Below are 25,928 nucleotides of genomic sequence, written 5' to 3'. Positions count from 1 at the left end.
TCCTAATCGATTAGCAAGGATATTCTCAAATCGGGAATATCCTTGTTTTTTATTCATTACTTTACCCCAATTTTAAACGCTAAAATGTTAAATAATAAGAAATAAATAAGGTTTAATAGTTAACATTTTATATCTTTATTGATATAAAAAATGAAATTTACGATCAAACAAATCAGAAAAATACAAGAACATTTTTTATATCCGACAATCTGACAATACATTAAACACTAATTCAATATACACACTAATACACTATGCTCATGAAAAATGTAAAAAATCGATTTTTAGTCTTGCTCACTCTTTTATTTACGGGAAGTTCGCTCGCATCAGCAACAAAACAACCGGACAGAATTTTTGTAAAAGGAGTTTGCACGGAAATAACGTTTTATTCTCCGACTACTGTCAGGATATTAAAATATCCACAAAACAAAACTCCTCTAAAAGAATCTTTGGTCGTCTTGCAAAAACCCGAAAAAGTAAAATTAACCAGAAACAAATCTGAAAACAGTTATTCTATAAAAAGTAAGGAAATAGACGTTACCGTCGATAGCAATACCGGTGAGATCATTTTTAAGGACTCTAAAGGGAACATACTCCTAAAAGACAAAAATACACAATTCTCTCCCCGTAAAGATCTGAACAAAGATTCTTACCAAGTAAAACAAACGTTTAATCTCGATACAAATGAACCGATCTACGGATTGGGACAGATACAAAACGGAAAACTGAACCAACGGAATCAAAAAGAATTATTACGTCAAAGGAACACGGTGATCTGTATCCCGTTCTTCCAGTCTATTAAAGGATATGGTGTCTATCTGGATAATTACTCCCCTACCCGCTTCAGCGACTCACCTGAAGAAACGGTCTTTGATTCTGACTTGGGAACTTGCAGCGATTACTATTTCATGTACGGAAAAAACACAGACGGAGTTGTTAAAGCAATGCGTCAACTGACCGGAAAAGTTCCTATGTTGCCCGAAAGCGGATTCGGATTTTGGCAAAGCCGGGAACGATATGTTTCTCAAAAACAGATTGTCGAAATACTAAAGAAATACCGAGACTTGCAAGTCCCTATCGACGGGATTATTCAGGATTGGAGATATTGGAGCAACGATAATAAACATTGGAACGCTGTAGCTTTCGATAACCCGGAGTTTTCGAATCCACAAAAGATGATTTCTCAGATACACGACATGAACGCCCGATTAATTATATCTATCTGGCCTTCTTTCGGTCCGACAACCGATATCTACAAAGAATTAAAATCCAGAAATATGTTATTCGATTTTGAGACATTCCCCACGAATAACGGAGTTCGGGTATATGACGCATTCAATCCCGAAGCCCGGGACATCTATTGGAGGTATTTCAATAAAAATATGTTCTCTATCGGAATGGACGGCTGGTGGCTCGATGCAACAGAACCGGAATACCAAGACAAAAACGAAACTCATCTCGATTCGGCTTGCTATTTAGGGTCATACCGAAATTACTATAATGCGTTTCCTTTAGTCTCTGTTGAAGGTGTATATAAAAATCAACGTAAGACAAGCAGCGACAAGCGAGTTTTTATTTTGACTCGTTCAGCTTTCGCCGGACAACAAAGAACCGGAGCTATCTCCTGGTCGGGAGATATAGACGGAAATTGGAACGCTTTAAAAGCTCAAATTCCGGCAGGATTGAATTTCTCCATGACCGGTATTCCGTATTGGAACTGCGACATAGGCGGTTTCACTGTTCGTCAATATCCGGGAGGAAACAAAAATCAGGCCTATCAGGAACTATATACCCGATGGACACAATTCGCCGCATTCTTAGGGATGATGCGATCTCACGGGACTTCTACTCAACGAGAAATTTTTCTTTTCGGAGAGAGGGGATCTTGGGCTTTCGATGCACAGGAGAAATTTATCCACCTTCGTTACAAGTTATTGCCTTATATCTATTCTACGGCATGGGATATAACCCGAAATGATGCCTCCCTTATGCGTCCTTTATTTGCCGATTTCGCAGAAGATAAACATACTCACGATCTCAATACTGAATTTTTGTTCGGAAAATCGATCCTCGTTGCTCCTGTTTTAGATCCGCAATATACCGACGGGAAAGGAGCAGACGTGAAAATCGACTTCAGCCGAAACAAATCGATAAAAGTTTACCTTCCTTCAGGCTGTGAATGGTATGATTTCTGGACGAATGAAAAAATATCCGGAGGAAAATCTGTAAATAAGGAGACCCCTATCGATATTATGCCTATTTATATAAAAGCAGGATCGATTCTGCCAATCGGACCTAAAGTGCAATACGCAAAAGAAAAAAAGGACGCACCCCTCGAAATCCGCATTTATCCCGGTAAAAATGCAACTTTCACGTTATACGAAGACGAAGGAGATAACTACAATTACGAAAAAGGGAATTATTCAACCATTGATTTCAAATGGGACGATTCGACTTCCACGCTATCAATCGGACAGAGAAACGGCAACTTCAACGGAATGCTCAAAAAGAGGACATTCAAGGTCGTACTCGCATCTACCGAGTCCGGTATCGGAATGGAGGAAAACAATCCACAGTCGAAAACGATAAACTATAACGGAAAAGCGGTTTCCGTCAAACTTTAATCTCACATATAATACGAGGAGAACCCGGATAATATGACCGGGTTCTCCTCGTATTTATACAAAAGATTAATTTTTATCTGCCGGATATACAACACCTAATTGACGGCGTACCTCATCGATAATTTCAAGAGTTATCAATGAATTCAGATGAGAATTAACAGAAGACTCTCTATCTCCGGATTGCACCAAATCGATAAACTCCTTTACTTCATAATAATATTCATTTTGCCGGTCGGCAACAGAAATATCTTGAGAGATTCCATTCCGGTACTTCAAAAGAATCCGATCCGGAGATTGTATCTTATCAATAACAATAGTCCCCTCTTCACCCTGTATTTCCGACGGAAGCAGAGAATCTGCAACTTTAGAATACAATATCGTAGCACACTTATCCTCATATTCAAAATTTACAGCACCTTGCCCGTCCACACCGGTTGAAAGCAATGTCCCGGTCGCTGAAATCCCGAGCGGTCGTCCCCATAAAACAACCAGAGGATAAATGGTATAGATTCCCAAATCCATCACTGCACCATTGGAAAGTTCCGGTTTGAAGGCATTCATGACCTCACCCGCTTTCAACTTGTCATAGCGTGAAGAATACTGACAATAGGATGCAAAATAACGTCGTACCGTCCCTATTTCAGGTAAATGCTGCAAAACGGCTTTAAATCCCGGCATCAATGTCGATTTCATGGCCTCCATAAATACAACGTCATACTTCTTTGCAGTCTCAATCATCCGACTAAGCTCACGGACATTAGAAGCGGAAGGTTTCTCACATAATACATGCTTGCCATGTTCCATAAAAAGTATAGCTTGTTCAGAATGCAATGCCGTAGGCGACGCAATATAAACGGCATCTATCAAAGGCGATGAGGCCATCTTTTCCAATGAAATAAGCGTGTGCGGAATATTGTGCTTTTCAGCAAAAGCATTTGCTGTATCTTGCGAACGGGAATAAATAGCCGCCACTTCAAATCGGGGATCTTCCGCAGCTCCTTCCAATAACCAGTCCGATACAAAATTCGTCCCGATAACCCCGAATCGTAATTTAAAAGCAGTACAACTCATCGACAACTATTTTATATTAACTTGTTCAAAAATAAGAATATTTAAAATAGGCAGCTATATTTTCAACATTTTTTTCTCCCGTTCTAAATCTTTCTCGTTAAGTTGAGGAGAAGGAACGGTACAGGTTTTAATATAGTCTCCCTCTTGACAAGTATAATTATAATAATGTAATTGTTCTTCCGTCAATTTATCCTTAGGAACGAGTTCTCCTTCCAACTCCAAAAAATCATCCATACAGGTACTATCCGAATATTTTATAAAAAGTATCCGTCTCGCTATCGGATTGCGGTTATAATCCAAACAAAGATACAGTCCTTTCAACATACGGGGATATTCATACATAGGCAGTTGCAAATAAATCGTAAACAACGCTACTTGCGGAGTTTCCCGTTCATTGAACATGATATACGAATTCTGATGGTTACTGAATATACCTACCCCCCAATGTGTCGTATTATATGCGCTCATGTGAGCAACCTTTACATAATCGTTATTCTCCGAAGGGGCAATAAGATAGGGCTCTATTTTTAACGAATCTGAAGATGATGAAAGACTATAACTAATATATATACCGCTATAATTGTACACATCTTGGGCAGAACGCAACATCTCTTCTGTCAGCATATTCATAAAGGGATTATCTTTTTGTCCGTTGTTCATTGCAGGCTCTAATTCGAACAAGGCTTCTTTCAATTCTGTCAAATTTCCCAACAAACGTTTCTTTGAAACATTATTGACCTGCGAAAGAGCATAATCTAAAGCGTCCTCTTCCGGCATACCATTTTTAACACAACTTACAAAAGCCGGAAGAACACTCGAATAAAGAGAAGACAAAACACTGGCCGCCATATTGACATGATCTGCTATCTCTTTCATTTTCACACCCTTATTACGTAAATATTCAATACGTTTATATATATCCAATAGATCATTCATATAAATACAAACAATAGGCAGTTTAACAAAATATATTGCAAATAAATATCTATCATATTATATCGGCATTGCATTAATATTACATTAATGTTACTTTATAAAATGCTATTTACATGAACTTTATTAATAATAAATATTCATTTTTAGTATCATAAACCGCCCATATATTTGCCGTCGAAATCGAAAAATCGACAAATGCAATATGGTTACCGATAGTAAAACAACAATCATCTCTAAAAAGAAATTATCTGACTTCTTATTTATACTTTGGGCCGGAGGTGCTGCTCTTCTTTCTTATTCATTGGTATATGCTTTGCGTAAACCTTTTACGGCCGCAACTTTTGACGGACTCGATTTTTTCGGGATGGATTATAAAACGGCTACCAGCATTGTTCAAATATCAGGATATCTCATTTCAAAATTAATCGGTATCAAGCTAATATCCGAATTAAAAAAAGAAAACCGACTGAAATTTATTATTTCATCCGTAGCTGTGGCCGAATTATCACTGATATTATTCGGAGCATTACCTCGCCCTTTCAACGTATTCGCCTTATTTTTCAACGGTCTCTCATTAGGATGCATGTGGGGAGTTATTTTTAGTTTTCTCGAAGGGCGTAGAGTCACAGATTTATTGGCCAGCCTTATGGGGCTGAGCATTGCTATCAGTTCAGGAACAGCAAAATCAATCGGACTATTTGTTATGAATAATTTGGGAATCGGAGAATTCTGGATGCCAGCTTTAATCGGAGCTTTCGCATTTCCGTTATTATCCGTTTTAGGATGGCTAATGACATGTATGCCACAACCGACAAAAGAGGACATCGAACAGCGGACAGAAAGAGTAACCTTAGACGGAAAAGCCCGTATCAATATATTCAAAAACTTCATGCCCGTATTGGTCATGTTATTTTTTGCCAATTTATTCATTACAGTTTTACAGGATATAAAAGAAGATTTCCTTGTAAAAATTCTGGATATAAAAACCGCAGGACTTTCATCGTGGGCTTTTGCCAAAGTAGATGCAAGCGTAACAGTAATAATCCTTTTAATGTTTGGATTGATGTCATTAATAAAAAGTAATATAAAAGTGCTTTGTTTTTTGTTAGGACTTGTTTCTTGCGGAACTGCAACACTCAGTTTTATCGCATTCAACTACAATTCACTCCAAATTTCCCCTATCATATGGCTGTTTCTCCAAAGTCTTTCGCTCTATACAGTTTATCTCAGCTTTCAAACCATATTTTTCGACCGCTTTATCGCTTGCTTCAAGATAAAAGGGAATGTCGGATTCTTTATCATTACATTAGACTTTATCGGCTATACAGGAACAGTACTCGTCTTAATATTCAAAGAATTTTTAAATCCGGATATCAACTGGCTCGAATTTTATAACTTTATGTCCGGTTATGTCGGCATTATTTGTTGCATTGTTTTCTGTGGTTCTGCTATCTATATAATACAACGGTACAAAAAAGAAAGATTACCGGAAAACAAAAAATCGATATCTGCAGATTCTACAAAGAACGATAGTGAGAATGTACTGATCATAAGATCTCAAACAATTTAATGAATAAAGAAATAATAAATTACATAATAACAGTTTTATGAAAAAAATCGAATGTATCATTATGGACTGGGCCGGAACAGCAGTCGATTATGGTTGTTTTGCTCCTGTTGCGGCATTTCTAAAAGCTTTTAAGGAAATTGGAATCACGATAAGTATGGAACAAGCCCGCCGACCGATGGGAATGGCTAAAATTGATCATATCCGGGAACTTTTCAAAATGGACGGTATCGGAGACGCTTTTGAAAAAGTTTATGACCGGCAATGGACAGAAGATGATGTTATTGCTATGAATAAAAAATTTGAAGGTTATCTTTTCGCTTCATTGGCTGACTATACAGATCCGATTCCCGGTGTTATAGAAACTCTGCAAAATCTCAGATCTCAAGACCTAAAAATCGGCTCTACAACCGGTTATACCCAAGCTATGATGGATGTAGTATTACCAAATGCGGCTGCAAAAGGATATAAAACAGACAACTGCGTAACTCCCGACAGATTGCCTGCCGGACGCCCTTATCCATATATGATATATCAAAATATGATTGATCTCGATATCCCGTCTGTCGATTATATTCTGAAATACGGTGATACTATCGCTGATATTAAGGAAGGTCGGAATGCTAAAGTGTGGACTGTCGGTGTAATACTCGGCAGTAACGAAATGGGACTGACAGAAAAAGAAGTTGCCGACATGCCGGATCAGGAACTGGAAACACGCAAAGCCGAAGTAAGAAAACGTATGCTCGATGCCGGAGCACACTTCGTGGTCGATACGATCAAAGAACTTCCGTCCGTAATCGACACTATAAATAAAAAACTAAATAACAACAATTCTAAATAATAATTATTATGAGACCCTATATTTTACTAACTCCCGGACCGCTTACGACATCCGAATCTGTAAAAGCAACCATGATGACCGACTGGTGTACATGGGACGAAGATTATAACCTCCATATTGTCGAAGAAATAAGAAAATCTCTTGTCGAACTGGCAACCAAAGCGACAGATGAATACACCTCCATATTGCTTCAAGGAAGCGGAACTTATTGTGTAGAAGCTGTTATCGGAAGCACCATAAAAGCCGGAGATAAACTACTTATACTAAGCAATGGTGCATACGGTGACAGAATGGGTAACATTGCAGAATATCATGGTATCCATTATGACATGCTGGCTTTTGACGAAACAGAACAGGTTTCTGTAGAGTACGTAGATGACTATCTTGCCCATAATGCCGAGATTACGCACGTTGCAATAGTTCACTGTGAAACTACTACCGGAGTACTGAATCCACTGAAAGAAATTGCCCATATTGTAAAAATGCACGGGAAAAAACTAATTGTAGATGCAATGAGCAGTTTCGGCGGAGTTCCTTTAGATGTTCAGGAACTCGGTATCGATTTCATGATCAGCAGTGCAAATAAGTGTATCCAAGGTGTTCCCGGATTCGGCTTTATTATTGCCCGGAAATCGGAACTTAAATACTGTAAAGGTGTATCCAAATCCTTATCTCTCGATATCTACGATCAATGGGAAACTATGGAAAAAGGTCACGGCAAATGGCGTTTTACTTCCCCGACACATGTAGTACGAGCATTTAAACAAGCCATGGAAGAGTTAAAAGAAGAGGGAGGTGTCACAGCCCGCTACAAAAGATATTGTGAGAATCACGACATTTTGGTAAAAGGTATGCGTTCTTTAGGCTTCGAAACATTATTGCCCGACAATATACAATCTCCTATTATTACCTCTTTCCTCTATCCGAAAAAAGATTTTGATTTTAAGAGTTTCTATGCTCAGTTGAAAGAAAAAGGATTCGTCATCTATCCGGGAAAAATATCTCAAGCAGATACTTTCCGTATCGGCAATATCGGTGACGTTTACCCTGAAGATTTCAAGCATCTGATCGAAGCCGTACAAAGCACCAAATATTAACTATAAGAGTTCACTTAGATTTAGACTCTAATCTATATAAATCGGGGCTGATTAATAATCAAAGAATTAACTAGCCCCGATTTTATTTCTCCGAAATCCGGAAATTACCACGAAGTCTGTTTTTCTACAATATATCACAGATCTCAGATAATGTTTGTACTTCATAAGTAGGAAATTCATCCGGAATTTGTTTCTGAAGAGGATTAAAATACACTTGATCTAAACCGCTTCGCATAGCTCCCAAAATATCGGCATCATAATTATCTCCGATCATTAACGATGTATTTTTCGATGAACCGGTTTTATTCAACGCATACCTGAAAATATCAGGATGCGGTTTATTGACTCCGACCTCATCCGATAATATTATTTTCTCAAAGTAGTTCTCTATACCGGCAGATTTCATCTTTTTAAACTGGACTTCTTTAAAACCGTTACTGATAATATGCAAACGATACGAACGGCTTTTCAAATAATCAAGCAACTCCCTTGCCTGCGGAACAAGTTCTCCTTGTTCTGACAATACTGACAGGTAATCTGCATTCAATTGTAAAACCAGTTTATCGTTATATGCTCCCACCCGCTGCAAAGGGTAACGAAATCGCTCTACAATTAGTGTCTCTTTACTGATACGATTATGATGATACAAAGACCACAACTCCGTATTTTTCTCACTATATACTCTATAATATTCATCAAACAACGGATAATACTCACTCAACCCATAACGATCGTAAATTATTTCTAATGCAATTTTAGAATTCGTACGAAAATCCCAAATCGTATCATCCAAATCAACGAATATATTCTGATATTTCATTTACTTATATCCCCTAAAAATAGATGCGAAAATAACATTTTTAGAGGTTATTTCCGCATCTATCTATAAAACTTTATCCGAATCGAGAGATCAATCTACATTTACTACTAAATATTTAGATAAGCTCCAGAAATTTTGAGGATCGCTAATCACTAATGTCAAAAGTCCTTTATCGTTTTTTACCAGAGAATAAGAGCCTTCGGGATGATTGGTTAGAATCTTTGCTTTTTTCATTTCAAGAGGAATCTCTTTTAACGTCCGCAAATCGGCTTTAGTAAAATAATCCTTGTTAAAATCCCCTTTCATCACCTCTTTTGCCTTAAACAAACCACCACCGGAAAGAATCTTCTGTTCTTTCAACTCCTTGGTAGTTCCAAATACATAAAATACAGTATTCAATTCTTTATCCTGAGTAGAAATCGTATTTTTTTGTTCTTCGGTTTCTTGAGAAAGATCTGTCACCTTACCCGAAAGATCTGAAACAGCATCATCGAGTTCTTTAATACGAATATCCCGTTTTGCCAGATCTTCCTGCAATGAAGTAATCATAGCCGTCTTGCTCTCTATTTCTGCAGACAACCGATCTACAGTTTGTTTTAACTGAGAAGACTGATATTTACTGTTTTTCAACTGACTTTGCAACTGCGCCAATTTTTCTTTATTTTCTTTCAAAGTCTGGGCAACTAATTGCATATCCGACTTTAATTTCTCCCGAGTCGTTTTATCTACATCACCCGTTGCATTTTGTTGCACGATAAGATAATTTTCCGCTTCTTTCATTTGACGGAATCCATCCTCGACTTCATTCATCAATTGCAACATTTCTTCAAAATCCGCTTTTGTCTGGACATTGACCTGCATCAAAGAATCATTTTCTTGCTTCAGCCTCTGAACCTCTTTTCCGCCTCCTTGGCAAGAAATCAAACATGTCGAAGCTATTACGGCAACTGTCAAAAAAAACTTTTTCATAACTTTTTCTTTTAGATTTCTACATATCTTGTTTTACCCGGAAGACCGCCTACCACAATTACAAATTCACCTTTCGGCTCTCTTTCAGTAAAATGAGCAATAATTTCCGATAATGTTCCACGAACAGTTTCTTCATGGATCTTCGATATTTCCCGGCTTACCGAAGCATCTCTATCTGCACCGAATACTTCAGCAAACTGAATTAATGTCTTCAACAAGCGAAAAGGAGATTCATAAAAAATCATCGTACGCGTTTCGTTCGCCAATTCGGACAAACGTGTAGAACGACCTTTTTTCTGAGGCAAAAAGCCTTCAAAACAAAATCTGTCATTCGGTAGTCCTGAAGCAACCAAAGCCGGAACAAATGCTGTCGCACCCGGTAAACATTCTACATCGATTCCTGCTTTCCGACATTCCCGAACCAATAAAAAACCGGGATCAGAAATTGCAGGAGTACCGGCATCCGATATGAGTGCTATATTTTCACCCCCTTGTAATCGGGCAACAAGTCCTTCTACCGTTTTATGCTCGTTGAATTTATGATGCGACTGCATACGGGTTTTTATATCAAAATGTTTCATCAAAATACCACTTGTACGGGTATCTTCTGCTAAAACACAATCCGCTTCTTTCAATACTCTGATCGCTCTCATCGTCATATCTTCAAGATTTCCCACCGGGGTAGGAACTACATAGAGCTTTGCCATGCTAATATCAATTAGTAAAACGTTTCTCCAAAATATTAAAAAATTCTACAGCCGGCTCATTATTTTCTATATCCCAGCCAAACTGATCCTGAAGAAAAGCGACCGATTCTTCAAAAGAAGAAATTTCATTCAACGCCTCAAGAGTATTATTCATCACCTCATCGCTGTTGACAAATAACTCACGTCTAAAACGGAATTTATCATTCAAACTCATCAACTTACGAATATCTTTCAACTCTCTCTCTTTTTCAACTGCACTCAGATTTTCAGACTCGGGACAAGACTCTTCCATCCCACCTGTAACAACAAAATCCAACGAATTTTGTTCCATCATTAAAGAATCTTGCACAAGTTCAACCTTCTTTTCTTGAAAACTCTTCTCATCAGATCGAGTCGCCGATGTCTCCGGTTCTTCTGTTTCCATGCGCTTTTCTCCGCCGCAAGCGCATGTATCAACAATAACATCCTCACTATCATTACCGGACACCATCTTATCTTCAGGAATACCAGAATTCACACTTGGTAAACCTTTTACTTTTTCGGTAACGGCCTCTGCCTTTTCTACCGCCAGTTTATATAAGATATCAGGAACTTCCGGAGAACTTTTATCTATTAGTTTCAGCAGTTCCTCCAATTCCTGCAGAGTCCGAAAAATCTGTTCCATATACATAATCGTAACAATTTGATCGTTTTATCCTCATTATATTACAAATGTAAGTATAAAATAGATACGAACCCTTCACTTGCACTTATTTATTTTACTCTAAAAATTAAATGCAACACAATATCTATAAACTGTCTACCAATTATACTACAAGAATGATACCTTATAAAGAAAAGAATAATAAATAAATGATTATCAGATAAATAATTTCAAGATAAGAAAATATACGATATTGATACCACTCCACATATTTGTAGATAAATTCTACACATCAAACCACACATCAACATGTTGTACGGTTAAAAATAAAAAACGAAGTGCATCTCAAAAGTCTTACGTCCGACTTTTGAAATGCACCTCACTAATATTCTATATTAAATATTTTCTTATTTAGAAGGGCCAGCTGAAGGTTTCGCTATGGCTTCCCGCATCGTCGTATCCGCCTCTATATTTTTCATTTTATAATAATCCATTATGCCAAGATTACCCGACCGGAACGCTTCAGCCATAGCTTTCGGAACTTCAGCCTCAGCCTCTATTACCTTAGCCCGAGCTTCCTGAGCTTTCGCCTTCATCTCCTGTTCAAGGGCTATGGCCATTGCTCGCCTTTCTTCAGCCTTTGCCTGAGCAATATTTTTATCTGCTTGAGCTTGGTCGATCTGTAAACCGGCACCGATATTTTTGCCTATATCAATGTCGGCTATATCGATAGAAAGTATTTCAAATGCAGTTCCCGAATCTAATCCTTTTTTCAAAACTAATTTAGATATAGAGTCCGGATTTTCCAATACAGATTTATGGGATTCCGATGAACCGATAGAAGAGACAATACCCTCTCCTACACGAGCCAAAATAGTATCTTCTCCAGCTCCACCAACCAACTGACGGATATTCGCACGTACAGTTACCCGTGCCTTAGCGATCAGTTGTATTCCATCTTTTGCCACAGCAACAACCGGAGGAGTATCTATCACTTTCGGATTTACCGACATCTGTACCGCCTCAAATACGTCACGACCCGCAAGATCGATGGCCGTCGCCATTTGGAATCCCAGATCGATATTCGCTTTAGACGCCGATACCAAAGCATGAACAACACGTTCTACATGACCACCGGCAAGATAATGAGCCTCCAATTCATCTCGGGTTATTGCGTTTAGTCCAGCTTTGTGCGCCTCAATCATTGCCCGTACGATAATTTGCGGCGGAACTTTACGAATACGCATCAGGAAAAGCTGTAAAAGAGAGATATTGACACCGGATACTATTGCCGATATCCACAATAGAAACGGAACAAAATAAAAGAAAATTACTACTAATACAATAATAGCGATCAGTAGCAAAAAACTGAATCCCACCATAAAATTTACATTTTTAATTTATACTTATTTCTCATTCTCTTTTTTCTGCACAATCACCGTAGTCCGATCTACTTTTTCAACGACAACCGGAGTATCCTCATCAATAAAATCTTCTCGTGTACGGGCTTCTACAGTAACATCATTTATCAAAACAGACCCCATCGGATTAAGACGAGACAAAGTAACTCCTTCATCTCCGACTTTTATTTGATCCGAAACTAACGTAGGAGCAACTGAGTCTATCGTAGTCTTCAAAGCCATCCGATCAAGGCTACGAGAGCGAATAAATATAACTATTCCGACAATGGTTACAATAACCGAAACAGCAATCGTAATATAACCGGCAAATTCGCCCAATTGCATGAATGCATAAAAAACAGCTCCTACAAAAAAAAGAACAGCACTGATTCCGGCAATCGTTATTCCCGGTAAAAAAAAGACTTCCAGAATAACCATTACCAACCCTATAAAAATCAATAAGGCAATAATAAAAATATCCATTCCCATGATCGGTTTCTACTATTTTTTCTTTTGATTCTGCATTTTGATAAGGTATGAAATTTCTTCAGCTCTGCTTTTTGCCTCCAACTCTTCAGGTTGGCCATAAAGTTTAAGTAAAATCTGTTCCAATCTGACAATCTGCGACTCAAACGGTTTCTTGTTCTGAGCAAGTCGATATTCATTCCTCAATCGCTGTAATTTATCTTCAGTTTCTTGAATCGATTTCCGAATGTCTTGTGCTTTAATAAACAAGTTTCGGGCTTCATCACTATCAAAATCCTTTAATGTGATATAAGTAATTCTGTTATTAATCTGAAACAAGAAATCTCCCTTTTTTATATTACCTTCATCTGGATTGCCTATACGGGCAATCTTTTCAAGTATAGGTTTATAATCAGCGCCTTTTATCCACGAATCCTTAATCGCACTGATTCGTGCCAAAGAACGAGCATGAGCTTCATCTCCTCCCCGATAAATCTTTTTCTCCGTATTCGGAATAAATAAATAGACGATCAACTTATCCTCCTCCTGAAAACGGTCACTGACAAACCATCCCACATTATTCAATTCATCGATAACCAACATATAGTCATTATAAATCGAATTGAAAGGCATTCCTATATTTTCAGGAACCAAGTAATTCCCTGTATTCAAATTCAAACGAGTGACAAATATATCATAGCCCCCTAATGATTCTTCACCGGAAGACGCAAAATAGAGCGTTGTTCCATCCGATAACAAATAAGGGTAATTTTCATTTGCCGAGGAGTTAACCGGTGCAGGTAATGCTATCTCTTCGCCCCAATTATCATCGATCAATTTACTACGAGTCATAATATCATACCCGTTCTTTGCTGTCTTCGCTCCATAAAGGATTTTATCACCCCGCTGATTTTGATAAACAGTACTGCTATTTTTCGATGAAAGATTGAAAAACGTATTGTAATCATGCAGTGTTCCCGACTCGGAAGAAAGTTTATATTGTTTAAAGAATGATGCTTTATCTACAATAAGACTATCGATTATCTGGACTTCTTCAACACGACGAAGCATTTGGGCGGCTCGTTCGGCATTTTTAATCAACTTCTCCGCCTCCGCCGTATTCATCTTTTTCTTCTTCAATTGTTCCAAATATTTATTATATTGACTCAAAGCGTCTTCAAAACGATAATCCAAATAATATAAGTTTCCTAAATAACGAAATGATTCCAATATATTACGGGATGCTGCATATTTAAGATACTTCTCGGCCGCTTTATAATCTCCAGTTTCAAAAAGACAAACTCCATACCATTGGTTCAAACTCGAGTTGGAAGGATTCTTTCGAATATTTTCCTCAAAAATAGGTTTAGCCTCTGCAAATTTACCGGCCTTATATAATTCTTTTGCCCGTTCTAAACCCTGTCCGCAAAGCGATATGCTCCAACTCAAGGCAACAATAGAAATAATAAAAGGTTTCAATATATCCAATCTCATTTTTCCAGTTTTTTATCACATCCAATATGATGATACACAAAGATATTCTTTTTTAAGGAATGTTTTGCCTATTCCGATACATTATTTTAAACAAAATCTCCCGTTCGAACCAAATACGATCCTCATCATTGTAAAATATATTCTTAGGAATATAGAAAAAACGATTCTTATCAAGGTAAAGCAGATAGTATGACGAGAACGGTTCTGCATTAATTACATCAGACCACCTGACAGTTTCCGTCTTATCATCTTCAAAATGAAAAATCATCTGCTCATTATCCATATCCAACTGTTTCTCTAATAAGAGAAAACGGTTATGAGGGCGAGTAGCGATCTTAAAATAGGCATTTAACAACAAAAAAGGAAATGCCCCGAATACCAATATAATAACTACATACACGACATCTGAAGTATGAAAAGCCAACGCCGATAAAATAAATACCGGCAAAAGAAACCAGCCCCAGTTTCTTTTCCAATATTGCCGGAAAAGAAGTTTCAGATACCGTTCTCCGGAAATTTTATACGGTTGCGTAACAATCACCTCTATGTATGTTCTGATTATAAAATTATGAGGGTAAAGATAAAAATATTTTCCTAAATCCGATTCTCCGATCATCTAAAATATACTACTTTTGTCAACTTAAAAAAACAGAGAGGGGTATGGCTGAAAAAAGTGAAAAGGATCTATTATTATATCACCTTGACCGAAAAATAAAAAAAGCGATAGAATCGTACCGGTTAATAGAAAACGGAGACCGCATTCTTATCGGATTATCAGGAGGAAAGGATTCTATCGCTCTGGTCGAGTTGTTAGGAAAACGGATGAAAATATTTTCTCCCCGATTTACGGCAATAGCCGTCCACATACGTATGAAAAATATTTCATATAAAAGCGACACGTCTTATTTGAAAAAGCATTGTGAACAATCGGACATTCCATTCCTCGAATACACGACGGAGTTTGATCCTGAAAACGACAAACGAAAATCTCCTTGTTTCCTCTGTTCATGGTATCGGCGCAAAGCGATGTTCTCCATAGCCAAAGAACAGCAATGTAATAAAATAGCTCTGGGGCATCATCAAGACGATATAATACAAACCTTGCTTATGAATATGGCATTTCAAGGCTCATTCGGGACTATGCCTCCTCGTTTATCGATGAGTAAATTTAAAATGACTCTTATCCGTCCGCTTTGTCTGATAGAGGAAAAAGACCTCCTCCGATTATCACAACTATCGGGATATGTCAAACAAGAAAAAGTCTGTCCTTATGAAAAATCATCAAATCGTACTGAAATGAAAGAGGTATTAAGAAACTTAGAAAAAATAAGTCCTCAAGTACGTAACCATATATGGAATAGCATGACCCATATACAACCTGAATACTTACCGGGATTTATAGAACCCGACCCGAGCAAAATTAAGACAGACTCATAAAACAACACAACATAAAAAACAATTATAACATGCAAGGACTTTACACTATTCTACTATTAACCGTATCGAACATTTTTATGACTTTTGCATGGTACGGTCATCTGAAACTTCAAGAAATGAAAGTCATTTCGAACTGGCCTTTATACGCTGTAATCTTATTTTCATGGGGAATTGCTCTCGCCGAATATTCATTTCAAATACCGGCAAACCGTATCGGATTTAACGGGAACGGAGGACCTTTCAGCTTAATGCAATTAAAAGTAATTCAAGAAGTCATCACTCTTATTGTCTTCACCATATTTACTACCGTTCTTTTTAAAGGAGAAGCTTTACACTGGAATCATTTTGCAGCTTTTATATGTCTGATATTGGCCGTTTATTTCGTATTTATGAAGTAAAGGCAAAGAATTTAAATTCTTTGCTTTTACTTTAATTTTACGATTTACACCATTCTTCGATATGATCTTTCCCATAAAATAGATAAAACAACAATCCTATCCAACTCGTAAGCAACAGAATTATCGTCACTCCTAATTTACAAGCTGTAGATATATTCTTTTTAAAAACATCCATAATCGCATAAACCGTTGCGATAATACCGATAATGTAAATAATCAATCCCATAACTTTTTATTTTACAAACAAATTATTACTCAAAAAACAAAGATAAATATAATTGGTTCTTCTCCAGGCACTGATATTAACGTAGAATCCCATGCTTTAGACATATTAATCTACTTAACACGTCATCCAAAATAGAATAAAATCTATTTTCAAAACATTTTGAGGTCAGATAAGCTCAAATTTTAAGAAATCCCAGAAACAAAAAAATTACCTCCATACAGATATTTGTGTAAATATTACGGATAGTTGTAACATAATTACTGATTCCGAATAAAGAGGAGCGGCACTCATGTTTATATTGATTACATTTGTAACGGAATAAAATAAAGCGCTATGGAAAAAATCTTAAAGTTGGACACAGTAGATCGGTATAACGAATTATTCGGTCTTGAAACACTACATCCGTTAGTAGGTGTAGTAGATTTATCGAAAGCCACAAAATTTCCAACTCATTTCACACTGAATTACGGACTATATGCATTATTTCTGAAAGAAACCAAATGCGGAGATATTCGCTATGGAAAGCAGATTTATGATTACCAAGAAGGTACTGTTACCAGTTTTGCTCCCGGACAAGTCGTCGAAACAGAAATTACAGACGGAATAAAACTAAGTGCTCATGGTATTTTATTTCATCCGGATTTGATAAAAGGTACATCATTAGGTAAGAATATAAAACAATACTCTTTCTTTTCCTATGCTTCGAACGAGGCTTTGCACTTGTCAGAAGAAGAAAAAGAAATTTTTCTCGACTGCTTGAAAAAAATAAGTATAGAACTTAGTCATCCGATAGATAATTATAGTAAATGCTTAATATCAAAAAACATCGAATTATTATTAGATTATTGCATGCGGTTCTATGCACGGCAATTTATTACAAGATCGACTGTCAATAAAGATATTCTCTCAAAATTCGAAAATTTACTTGAAGAATATTTTGCAGATAATAAACCTAAAGTAGACGGTTTGCCTTCTGTTAAATATTTTGCAGATAAAGTGTGCCTTTCTCCCAACTATTTCGGAGATTTAATAAAAAGAGAGACCGGAAAAACAGCACAAGAATATATACAAAATAAAATCATAGATCTTGCCAAAGAGATGATTATCGGGACAGAAAAAACGATTAGTCAGATATCTTATGAACTGGGATTCCAATATTCACAACATTTTAACCGTATATTCAAAAAAAATGTGGGGTACACCCCGAATGAATACAGAAAGCTTCAGGTTTAAGAACAACGAAAATTTATCAGGTAGACATGATAGTGCAATGTGACAAATCGTTACACAGCAAAACAATACATCCGTTGATAAACATAGGCTGTTTATCCGATATATCGAATACTTTTATAGAAACCGGTTTTTACCGTATTATACTAAAAGGCAGATCTTCATGCCCTGACTTCGGAAGATTGTGTTGCGATTACCAAGATGCAAGCGTAATATTCTTATCTCCTGAATATTCTCTGTCTTGTTTAACATCAGAAGACTTGAGTTTTTATAAAAAAAGCATATTTTTGTCTATCCATGCAGATCTGATCAACACTTCTGCTATAAAAAAACATTTTAACGATTACTCCTTTTTCAATTATCGACAGAACGAGTCTTTACACATCTCACTACGAGAAAAGAAAATTCTCACGACACGCTTCGAAGATATTTCTGATGAATTGAACTGGGGCATAGACAAATACACCAATATCTTGATCTCAGGAAAAATCGAACTACTCTTGAATTATTGCAAACGTTTTTATACCCGACAATTTATTACAAGATCAGAGGTGAACAGATGTATAATACAAAAAACTAAAAGGTTGATCGATGAATATTTCTTTATGAATAAAATATCGGAAAAAGGTCTACCCACTTCCGACTACTGTTCAAATAATTTGAATCTGTCTTCTGCATATTTCGAAGATCTGTTTAATCACGAAACAGGAATGAGTATAGCCGAATATATTCAATTAAGACGTGTGCATCTGGCAAAAGAACGTCTTTGCAATACGAATAAAACAGTCTCTTGTATTGCCCGAGAATTAGGTTATCCATCCCAACAATATTTCTGCAAATTATTTAAAAAATTATCAGGATATACACCGGATGAATACCGAAATCCTTGCAGAACAATATCATGACAAGACCAATACAAAAAATCCCTCTATTCTTCTTATATCATAATTGAATAGAGGGAAAATTATGAATTTAAAAAATCGATTTTTTAACTATTTCAACAAGTCATACCGTTTAAAGCACTTTTGGATTTTATCAAGAGCAAAATCCAACTGTTCTTTTGTATGTGTAGCCATCAAAGAGAATCGAATCAATGTACTGTCTGAGGGTACGGCAGGAGACACTACCGGATTTACAAACACCCCTTCGTCGAAAAGTTCACGAGTAATGCGGAATGTTTTATTATTATCCCGAATAAATAGCGGAATGATAGGAGTAGATGTATTGCCTATCTCACACCCCATATTACGAAAACCGTCCAACGCATAATGAGTCATTTCCCAAAGGTGCTCTATACGTTCGGGTTCACTTTCCATAATATCCAAAGCGGCAGACACCGCCGCCGTAGAAGCGGGTGTAATACTGGCACTGAATATATAGGACCGAGAATTATGACGCAAATAATTTGCCGTAATAGAGTCGGTAGCGACAAAACCACCTAAAGAAGCGAATGATTTAGAGAATGTTCCCATAATCAAATCGACATCTTGAGCTACGCCGAAGTGATCGCAAGTTCCTCGTCCTTGTCTCCCGAAAACTCCGATCCCATGAGCTTCATCTACATAAATCGCAGCATTATATTTCTTTGCTAAAGCAACAATCTCAGGCAAATTGGCAACATCCCCTTCCATACTGAACACACCGTCTACAACAATCAATTTCACTTTGTCTTCGGGACAAGATTTCAGGACCTTTTCCAAAGAGGCCATGTCATTATGCTTAAATTTCAGCTGAGTAGAAAACGAAAGACGACGACCTTCAATAATCGAAGCATGATCGAGTTCGTCCCAAATAATATAATCCTCTCTTCCGGTAAGACAAGATATTACCCCCAAATTCACCTGAAAACCCGTCGAATATATAATCGCTTCTTCTTTTCCGACAAAACGAGCCAAGCGTTTTTCCAATTCTACATGAATATCAAGCGTTCCGTTCAGAAATCTCGATCCGGCACAACCAGTACCATATTTTTTTATTGCAGCAATAGCTGCTTCTTTAATTTTCGGATGATTAGTCAGCCCCAAATAACTGTTTGACCCGAACATCAATACTTTCTTGCCGTTGATAATGACTTCAGTATCTTGATCACTTTCTATTTCGCGAAAATACGGATAAACGCCTAAAGCTTTCGCTTTTTGCGGGGCATCATATCTCGCTAATTTTGCTTGTAACAGCTTCATAATAATTAAAGAAGTTAACAGGTTATATAATTAAGCCATCAGATTTTCAAGGTATTACGCAAAATCGCCCAATACAATTAAAAATTTACAAGATGCAAAAATAAGTAATTATTTTTAATGTGGGATATTTCTGAATTAAATTTGTCACTTTTATTTTTATCTGAAATCGACAAATACGTTAAAAGTATGTTTGAATTTTCCGATGCAGAAAATATTATCAAGTCATTTTTTTGTTTTCTTCCGGTCTTTTTTTCCTCATCAGACAACCTACGACTATTCCTCGTAAAAACAATAAAATATCCTCGAAAGAAACTCTCAAATCTGACCTGAGCAAAATATAGACAGCATCTAAGAGTCTATTTCTACCCGATACACACTGAGGACCATAACCGGTTAAACAGACAAAGAATATGCAAAACTTTTTATAATACAGAGGTTTCCATACTTGAATAAAAACAGATAAATATCCGTCATATTTGAAAAAAAAATGCGTAATTTGCAAAATGAAACAATTTTGTAACCATTAGAATATAACTTAATACGAATGGAATTTTCCGCACAGCAAATCGCCGATTTCCTTCACGGCGAAATTATCGGAGACAATCAAGTTAAAGTGAACAACTTGTCTAAAATTGAAGAAGGGAAACCCGGAACACTGACTTTTTTGGCCAATCCCAAATATACTCATCACATCTATACGACCCAAGCCAGTATAGTTTTAGTAAATCGGGATTTCGAACCCGAACAAAAAATAAATGCGACACTAATTAAGGTTGATGATGCGTATTCTTGTCTGGCACAATTACTTAACTTAGTAAACCAAGCACGCCCCGAAAAAAAAGGTATCGATAAAGATACATACATTGCAGCGTCTGCAACAATTTCTCAGTCTGTATATATAGGTGCGTTCGCTTACGTAAGTGAAAATGTAAAAGTAGGAGAAAATGTCAAAATTTATCCTCAAGTTTACATTGGTGATAACGTAACGATCGGAGATAATACGATTTTATATCCCGGGGTAAAGATCTATCATGACTGTGTGATCGGGAAAAATTGTATTATCCATGCGGGTGCGGTAATCGGAGCTGATGGCTTCGGCTTTGCTCCTCATAACGGTGCATACGTAAAAATCGCACAGATCGGGAACGTGATCATCGAAGATCAAGTAGAGATCGGAGCAAATACAACGATCGACCGCGCCACAATGGGATCGACTATTGTAAGAAAAGGAGCTAAACTGGACAATTTGATTCAAGTCGCCCATAATGTAGAGATCGGAGAAAATACGGTTATGGCAGCCCAAGTGGGCGTTGCAGGATCAACGAAAATAGGCAGTCATTGCATGGTTGGCGGGCAGGTTGGTTTTGCAGGACACATCACTATCGGTGACCGGGTGAATATAGGTGCCCAATCGGGAATTCCTAACCACGTAAGTTCCGACACAAGCATATTGGGTTATCCGGCAGTACCGGCAAGAGAATTTGCCCGTTCTACTGTAATGATAAAAAAGTTACCGGAATTAAATCAAACCGTCAAGCAGTTGCAGAAAGAAATCGAAAATTTAAAGAAACGACTCGAAAAGTAAGGCCTTTTCTCATTCAGAGTGCATTATTTAGAGAATATTTATGAAACAACAGACTTTACAAAACAGCTTCTCCTTAACAGGGAAAGGATTGCATACGGGAATGGACATCACAATCACATTCCTTCCCGCACCTGAAAATCACGGGTATAAAATTCAACGTATAGACCTTCCCGAACAACCGGTTATCGAAGCTGTCGCAGATCAGGTAAGTGAAACCCAACGAGGTACTGTAGTGGGAAAAAACGAAGTTGTCGTAAGTACCATAGAACATGCCATGGCTGCCCTCTACGGAGCAGGAATAGATAACTGCCTAATACAAGTAAACGCTCCCGAATTTCCGATACTCGACGGTAGTGCCCAATATTATACCGATGCAATCGAAAAAGCCGGTATCGTCGAGCAAGAAGCAGAAAGGGATTATTACATTATCAAAGATAAAATCGAGGTTAAAGATGAAAATACCGGATCATCGATATTAGTATTACCGGACGATCATTTTAGTGTAAACGTACTGATAAATTTCGATTCGCCTGTTCTCAATAATCAATATGCTTGTTTGGAGGATCTGGAACAGTTCAAAGACGAGATTTCGGCAAGCCGTACATTCGTATTTGTCCGAGAAATAGAACCTTTGGTAAAACATAATCTTATAAAAGGCGGTGATCTCGATAATGCAATTGTTATATATGATAAAAAAACATCACAAGAAGAACTTGATCGTCTGGCCGATTTGATGAATGTTCCTCACAAACATGTAGATGAACTCGGCTATATCAATAATAAACCCTTAGTGTTCGATAACGAACCTGCACGCCATAAGCTCTTAGATATACTCGGAGATATAGCTCTTATCGGAAAACCAATTAAAGGCCGCATCATAGCTACTCGTCCCGGACACAAAATCAACAATCAGCTGGCACGCTCTATCCGTAAGGAAATGAAACGGCAAGAAATACAAGCCCCGTCATACGATCCGAATAAAGAGCCGATTATGGATGTAAATCGGATCAAACAATTGCTTCCTCATCGGTATCCGATGTTATTGGTAGATAAAATCATCGAAATAGGGAAAAATCATATCGTCGGGATAAAAAACTTTACATCGAACGAGCCGTTTTTTCAAGGCCATTTTCCACAAGAACCGGTCACTCCCGGAGTCTTGTTGATTGAGGCTATGGCACAAACAGGGGGATTATTGGTATTGAACACAGTCGAAGATCCAGAAAAATATTCGACCTATTTTTTAAAAATAGATAACGTAAAGTTCCGTCAAAAAGTAGTTCCGGGAGATACTGTTATATTCCATATTTCATTCATGACAGAATTACGCAGAGGATGTGCCTATATGAAAGGATACGCTTTCGTAGGTAACAAAATCACAACCGAGGCTGAATTTATGGCTCAGATTATAAAAAATAAATAATACCCACTTTTATGAAACAACCATTAGCTTATGTACATCCGGAAGCCAAGATAGCTCCTAACGTAGTTATCGAACCGTTCGTTACTATCGATAAAAACGTGGTTATCGGTGAAGGGACGCGCATTGGTTCCAATGTAACAATTCTTGAAGGAGCCCGTATCGGAAAAAATTGTAACATTTGTTCCGGTGCTGTTATCTCAGGAATTCCTCAAGACCTAAAATTCAAAGGGGAAGAAACAACCGCTGAAATCGGAGATAATACCACTATACGCGAATGTGTTACAATCAATAGAGGTACTGCATCGAAGGGTAAAACCGTGATCGGCAATAATTGCCTTCTTATGGCTTATTGCCACATTGCCCATGATTGTGTTATCGGTGATAATATTATCATGTCAAATGCGACACAAGTAGCCGGAGAAGTACGAATCGATGATTTTGCAGTTATCGGAGGCGGTACTCTTGTACACCAGTTCTGTCATGTAGGTGCTCATGTTATGATACAAGGAGGATCACTCATCAATAAAGATATACCCCCTTATGTCAAAGCCGCCCGTAATCCTATTTCTTATGCCGGCATTAACTCTATCGGTTTGCGCCGACGTAATTTCACCAACGAAACCATACGTGATATTCAAGAAATATACCGATATCTCTATCTATCCGGCTTAAATAACTCGGATGCAATAGAACGTATCGAAGCAGAATTACCCGCAACTAAAGAAAGAGACGAAATCGTGTTATTTGTACGTAACTCTCAACGAGGAATTATTCGCGGTTATTTATAACATAAGAAATATATTCTATAAGAAAGGCGCTATCACAAGCGCCTTTCTTGTATAAGGTAACTTAATAAAGTATTAGTAAATAATATAATGAAAATAATCAGAATAAAAAAATCGGATAAGGGTTATACTATACAAGATATTTTTATTATTTTTACCCAATAAACAAAGGGGTTCTTTTTAAACGAAACCTGAAAAAACGATTTAAATAAACTAATTGTATCTGATTATGATATTCAAATTCTTAATCCTATCTGATGAGGTTGATGACTTTGCAAGAGAAATCAGCATCGACTCTGAGGCCACTTTTTTGGAGCTGAATGATGCGATTTTGGAATCGGTCAACTATACTAAGGATCAAATGACTTCCTTTTTCATTTGTGAAGATGACTGGGAAAAGAAAACGGAAATCACTTTAATGGAGATGGATACCAACTTCGAAGACGACTCTTGGGTAATGGCAGAAACCCGACTCAGCGAATTATTGGAAGACGAGAAACAACGGCTGATCTTCGTTTTCGATAATATGACCGAACGATCATTTTTTATGGAATTACGAGAAATCGTTCCAGGTAAAAACCTAGATAAAGCCATTTGCTCCAAATCTAAAGGTAACCCTCCTACTCAACTAATGGATTTTGACGAACTGGAAAAAACCTCAAATAACACCGATAACGGACTCGGAGAGAACTTCTATGGTGATGAATCTTTCGACCCGTCAGAATTGGATGAGGAAGGCTACAACGATTTAGATATGACCGAAGGAAACAATTCTTTCAATGATTATTAATTTCCTTATCACAATATAAAACAATAAAAATAAAAGAGTTATCTAGGGAATATCACAGATGACTCTTTTATTTTATCAACCTCTCGAAACAAGAAGATAACCTTGGAAACAGGTCTCGAAAACAAGAAATAGCAGAACTCCCTAAAATCCTGCTATTCCATATTTGATCTTCCTAAATTCAATACTACTTAGTTGCAGGCCGTAAAGCTTCCATGATCTTAGCTTCCAATTCTTCTGCCAACTCCGGATTATCCTGAATACATTTCTTTGCAGCATCCCTACCTTGTCCGAGTTTTGTATCATCATAGCTAAACCAAGAGCCGCTCTTTTTGATTATACCTTTTTCCACTCCCAAATCAATGATCTCTCCTGCACGAGAAATACCTTCTCCGAACATAATATCGAACTCGGCTTTACGGAAAGGAGGAGCAACCTTATTCTTCACAACTTTTACCCTTGTCTGATTACCGATCACTTCGTCCCCATCTTTAATCTGGCTGACACGACGTATATCCAATCGAACAGATGCATAAAACTTTAATGCATTCCCCCCTGTCGTTGTTTCCGGATTACCGAACATTACGCCTAATTTGTCACGCAACTGATTGATAAATATGCAAGTAGTATTTGTCTTACTTATTGTAGCCGTCAATTTACGCAAAGCCTGAGACATAAGACGTGCCTGTAATCCCATTTTAGATTCTCCCATATCTCCTTCTAACTCAGCCTTAGGAGTCAACGCTGCAACTGAATCGATAACAACAATATCTACGGCAGAAGAGCGTATCAGTTGCTCTGCAATCTCCAAAGCCTGTTCTCCGCTATCCGGTTGAGATATCCATAAGTTCTCTACATCGACCCCTAATTTTTCTGCATAAAAACGGTCAAAAGCATGTTCTGCATCTATAATTGCCGCAATGCCTCCGGCTTTCTGAGCTTCGGCAATAGCATGAATCGCCAATGTCGTTTTACCAGAAGATTCCGGACCATAAATCTCGATCACACGGCCTCGTGGAAAACCTCCGACACCTAAAGCGGCATTCAAACCAATAGAACCTGTAGGAATTACGGCAATCTCATCGATATGGTCATCCCCCATCTTCATAATTGCACCCTTGCCATAATTTTTTTCTATTTTATCCATAGCGGCCTGCAAAGCCTTCAATTTTTCACTCGGAACAGGAATTTTACCCATCGGAGCTTTTTTTTCTTCTGTATTCTCCATATTTATCTTATT

The 25,928-nt window shown here is 37.5% G+C and carries 25 protein-coding genes; 12 read left to right on the top strand and 13 right to left on the bottom strand.

Annotated elements, in window-relative coordinates; translation table 11 throughout:
* The first annotated feature begins 260 nt into the window (after positions 1 to 260).
* The gene (locus tag QUE35_RS13125) at positions 261 to 2,624 is read left to right on the top strand and encodes a glycoside hydrolase family 31 protein (RefSeq protein WP_031258086.1); all 2,364 of its coding nucleotides are present in this window, start codon (positions 261 to 263) and stop codon (positions 2,622 to 2,624) included.
* Positions 2,625 to 2,690: 66 nt separating this feature from the next.
* On the opposite strand, the gene QUE35_RS13120 is transcribed toward QUE35_RS13125, so the two are convergent.
* Both QUE35_RS13120 and QUE35_RS13115 read right to left on the bottom strand, forming a co-directional pair.
* Positions 2,691 to 3,695, bottom strand: a complete 1,005-nt coding sequence (locus QUE35_RS13120; protein ID WP_022599693.1) for a Gfo/Idh/MocA family protein — start codon at positions 3,693 to 3,695, stop codon at positions 2,691 to 2,693.
* Between the two features lie 54 nt (positions 3,696 to 3,749).
* Positions 3,750 to 4,631, bottom strand: a complete 882-nt coding sequence (locus QUE35_RS13115; protein ID WP_022599691.1) for a hypothetical protein — start codon at positions 4,629 to 4,631, stop codon at positions 3,750 to 3,752.
* A 202-nt stretch (positions 4,632 to 4,833) separates the two neighbouring features.
* On the opposite strand from QUE35_RS13115, the gene QUE35_RS13110 reads away from it, so the two are divergent.
* From QUE35_RS13110 to QUE35_RS13100, 3 genes are read left to right on the top strand one after another with little or no spacing between them, the layout of a single operon-like run.
* Positions 4,834 to 6,201 (top strand): DUF5690 family protein, encoded by a 1,368-nt coding sequence (locus QUE35_RS13110; RefSeq protein ID WP_022599690.1) that lies wholly within the window; start codon positions 4,834 to 4,836, stop codon positions 6,199 to 6,201.
* A 37-nt stretch (positions 6,202 to 6,238) separates the two neighbouring features.
* Positions 6,239 to 7,042, top strand: coding sequence for a phosphonoacetaldehyde hydrolase (gene phnX / locus QUE35_RS13105; RefSeq protein WP_022599689.1), 804 nt, complete (start codon positions 6,239 to 6,241; stop codon positions 7,040 to 7,042).
* Positions 7,043 to 7,050: 8 nt separating this feature from the next.
* A complete protein-coding gene (locus QUE35_RS13100) occupies positions 7,051 to 8,139 on the top strand; it encodes a 2-aminoethylphosphonate--pyruvate transaminase (RefSeq protein WP_009317415.1) in 1,089 nt (362 codons plus the stop codon).
* A 124-nt stretch (positions 8,140 to 8,263) separates the two neighbouring features.
* On the opposite strand, the gene QUE35_RS13095 is transcribed toward QUE35_RS13100, so the two are convergent.
* The 8 genes from QUE35_RS13095 to QUE35_RS13060 form a co-directional block, all read right to left on the bottom strand.
* Positions 8,264 to 8,959 carry a YjjG family noncanonical pyrimidine nucleotidase gene (locus QUE35_RS13095; RefSeq protein WP_022599687.1) on the bottom strand — a complete coding sequence of 232 codons (696 nt, stop codon included), beginning with the start codon at positions 8,957 to 8,959 and terminating at the stop codon, positions 8,264 to 8,266.
* Positions 8,960 to 9,049: 90 nt separating this feature from the next.
* The gene (locus QUE35_RS13090; RefSeq protein WP_022599685.1) at positions 9,050 to 9,928 is read right to left on the bottom strand and encodes a Cbp1 family collagen-binding glycoprotein adhesin; all 879 of its coding nucleotides are present in this window, start codon (positions 9,926 to 9,928) and stop codon (positions 9,050 to 9,052) included.
* Positions 9,929 to 9,939: 11 nt separating this feature from the next.
* On the bottom strand, positions 9,940 to 10,635 hold the full coding sequence (rsmI, locus tag QUE35_RS13085; protein WP_009317418.1) for a 16S rRNA (cytidine(1402)-2'-O)-methyltransferase: 696 nt from the start codon (positions 10,633 to 10,635) through the stop codon (positions 9,940 to 9,942).
* 7 nt (positions 10,636 to 10,642) lie between these two features.
* A complete protein-coding gene (locus QUE35_RS13080; RefSeq protein WP_147404901.1) occupies positions 10,643 to 11,299 on the bottom strand; it encodes a DUF8457 domain-containing protein in 657 nt (218 codons plus the stop codon).
* A 386-nt stretch (positions 11,300 to 11,685) separates the two neighbouring features.
* Complete coding sequence (gene floA / locus QUE35_RS13075; RefSeq protein WP_022599681.1) at positions 11,686 to 12,660, bottom strand: flotillin-like protein FloA; 975 nt, start codon at positions 12,658 to 12,660, stop codon at positions 11,686 to 11,688.
* A 24-nt stretch (positions 12,661 to 12,684) separates the two neighbouring features.
* Entirely contained in the window at positions 12,685 to 13,167 is a 483-nt protein-coding gene (locus tag QUE35_RS13070) for an NfeD family protein (protein WP_022599679.1), read from the bottom strand.
* Positions 13,168 to 13,179: 12 nt separating this feature from the next.
* Complete coding sequence (locus tag QUE35_RS13065; RefSeq protein WP_022599678.1) at positions 13,180 to 14,637, bottom strand: tetratricopeptide repeat protein; 1,458 nt, start codon at positions 14,635 to 14,637, stop codon at positions 13,180 to 13,182.
* Between the two features lie 52 nt (positions 14,638 to 14,689).
* The gene (locus tag QUE35_RS13060; protein ID WP_022599675.1) at positions 14,690 to 15,253 is read right to left on the bottom strand and encodes a YcxB family protein; all 564 of its coding nucleotides are present in this window, start codon (positions 15,251 to 15,253) and stop codon (positions 14,690 to 14,692) included.
* 44 nt (positions 15,254 to 15,297) lie between these two features.
* On the opposite strand from QUE35_RS13060, the gene QUE35_RS13055 reads away from it, so the two are divergent.
* On the top strand, positions 15,298 to 16,074 hold the full coding sequence (locus QUE35_RS13055) for a tRNA 2-thiocytidine biosynthesis TtcA family protein (RefSeq protein WP_022599674.1): 777 nt from the start codon (positions 15,298 to 15,300) through the stop codon (positions 16,072 to 16,074).
* A gap of 29 nt (positions 16,075 to 16,103) precedes the next feature.
* Complete coding sequence (locus QUE35_RS13050) at positions 16,104 to 16,472, top strand: DMT family protein (RefSeq protein WP_031258083.1); 369 nt, start codon at positions 16,104 to 16,106, stop codon at positions 16,470 to 16,472.
* A gap of 37 nt (positions 16,473 to 16,509) precedes the next feature.
* Here QUE35_RS13050 and QUE35_RS13045 read toward each other — a convergent pair whose 3' ends face one another.
* Positions 16,510 to 16,698: a PLD nuclease N-terminal domain-containing protein gene (locus QUE35_RS13045; protein ID WP_022599670.1), complete on the bottom strand. Its 189-nt coding sequence runs from the start codon at positions 16,696 to 16,698 to the stop codon at positions 16,510 to 16,512.
* Between the two features lie 333 nt (positions 16,699 to 17,031).
* On the opposite strand from QUE35_RS13045, the gene QUE35_RS13040 reads away from it, so the two are divergent.
* Both QUE35_RS13040 and QUE35_RS13035 read left to right on the top strand, forming a co-directional pair.
* Positions 17,032 to 17,931 carry a helix-turn-helix domain-containing protein gene (locus QUE35_RS13040; protein ID WP_009317427.1) on the top strand — a complete coding sequence of 300 codons (900 nt, stop codon included), beginning with the start codon at positions 17,032 to 17,034 and terminating at the stop codon, positions 17,929 to 17,931.
* A 26-nt stretch (positions 17,932 to 17,957) separates the two neighbouring features.
* Positions 17,958 to 18,833: a helix-turn-helix domain-containing protein gene (locus tag QUE35_RS13035; RefSeq protein WP_022599668.1), complete on the top strand. Its 876-nt coding sequence runs from the start codon at positions 17,958 to 17,960 to the stop codon at positions 18,831 to 18,833.
* Between the two features lie 87 nt (positions 18,834 to 18,920).
* On the opposite strand, the gene spt is transcribed toward QUE35_RS13035, so the two are convergent.
* Positions 18,921 to 20,108, bottom strand: coding sequence for a serine palmitoyltransferase (gene spt / locus QUE35_RS13030; protein WP_009317429.1), 1,188 nt, complete (start codon positions 20,106 to 20,108; stop codon positions 18,921 to 18,923).
* 544 nt (positions 20,109 to 20,652) lie between these two features.
* On the opposite strand from spt, the gene lpxD reads away from it, so the two are divergent.
* From lpxD to QUE35_RS13010, 4 genes are all read left to right on the top strand, one after another.
* Positions 20,653 to 21,693, top strand: a complete 1,041-nt coding sequence (gene lpxD, locus QUE35_RS13025) for a UDP-3-O-(3-hydroxymyristoyl)glucosamine N-acyltransferase (RefSeq protein WP_022599665.1) — start codon at positions 20,653 to 20,655, stop codon at positions 21,691 to 21,693.
* A gap of 40 nt (positions 21,694 to 21,733) precedes the next feature.
* Positions 21,734 to 23,116 (top strand): bifunctional UDP-3-O-[3-hydroxymyristoyl] N-acetylglucosamine deacetylase/3-hydroxyacyl-ACP dehydratase, encoded by a 1,383-nt coding sequence (locus QUE35_RS13020; RefSeq protein ID WP_022599664.1) that lies wholly within the window; start codon positions 21,734 to 21,736, stop codon positions 23,114 to 23,116.
* An 11-nt stretch (positions 23,117 to 23,127) separates the two neighbouring features.
* Entirely contained in the window at positions 23,128 to 23,904 is a 777-nt protein-coding gene (gene lpxA, locus QUE35_RS13015; RefSeq protein ID WP_009317553.1) for an acyl-ACP--UDP-N-acetylglucosamine O-acyltransferase, read from the top strand.
* A 226-nt stretch (positions 23,905 to 24,130) separates the two neighbouring features.
* Entirely contained in the window at positions 24,131 to 24,691 is a 561-nt protein-coding gene (locus QUE35_RS13010) for an IS1096 element passenger TnpR family protein (RefSeq protein WP_022599663.1), read from the top strand.
* A gap of 184 nt (positions 24,692 to 24,875) precedes the next feature.
* On the opposite strand, the gene recA is transcribed toward QUE35_RS13010, so the two are convergent.
* Positions 24,876 to 25,916: a recombinase RecA gene (gene recA / locus QUE35_RS13005; protein ID WP_009317555.1), complete on the bottom strand. Its 1,041-nt coding sequence runs from the start codon at positions 25,914 to 25,916 to the stop codon at positions 24,876 to 24,878.
* Between the last annotated feature and the right edge of the window lie 12 nt (positions 25,917 to 25,928).

Origin of the sequence: Coprobacter fastidiosus (assembly GCF_030296935.1) — a bacterium.
In the GTDB taxonomy this organism is placed as follows: Bacteria; Bacteroidota; Bacteroidia; order Bacteroidales; family Coprobacteraceae; genus Coprobacter; species Coprobacter fastidiosus.
This window is presented reverse-complemented; position numbering and strand designations above follow the sequence as displayed.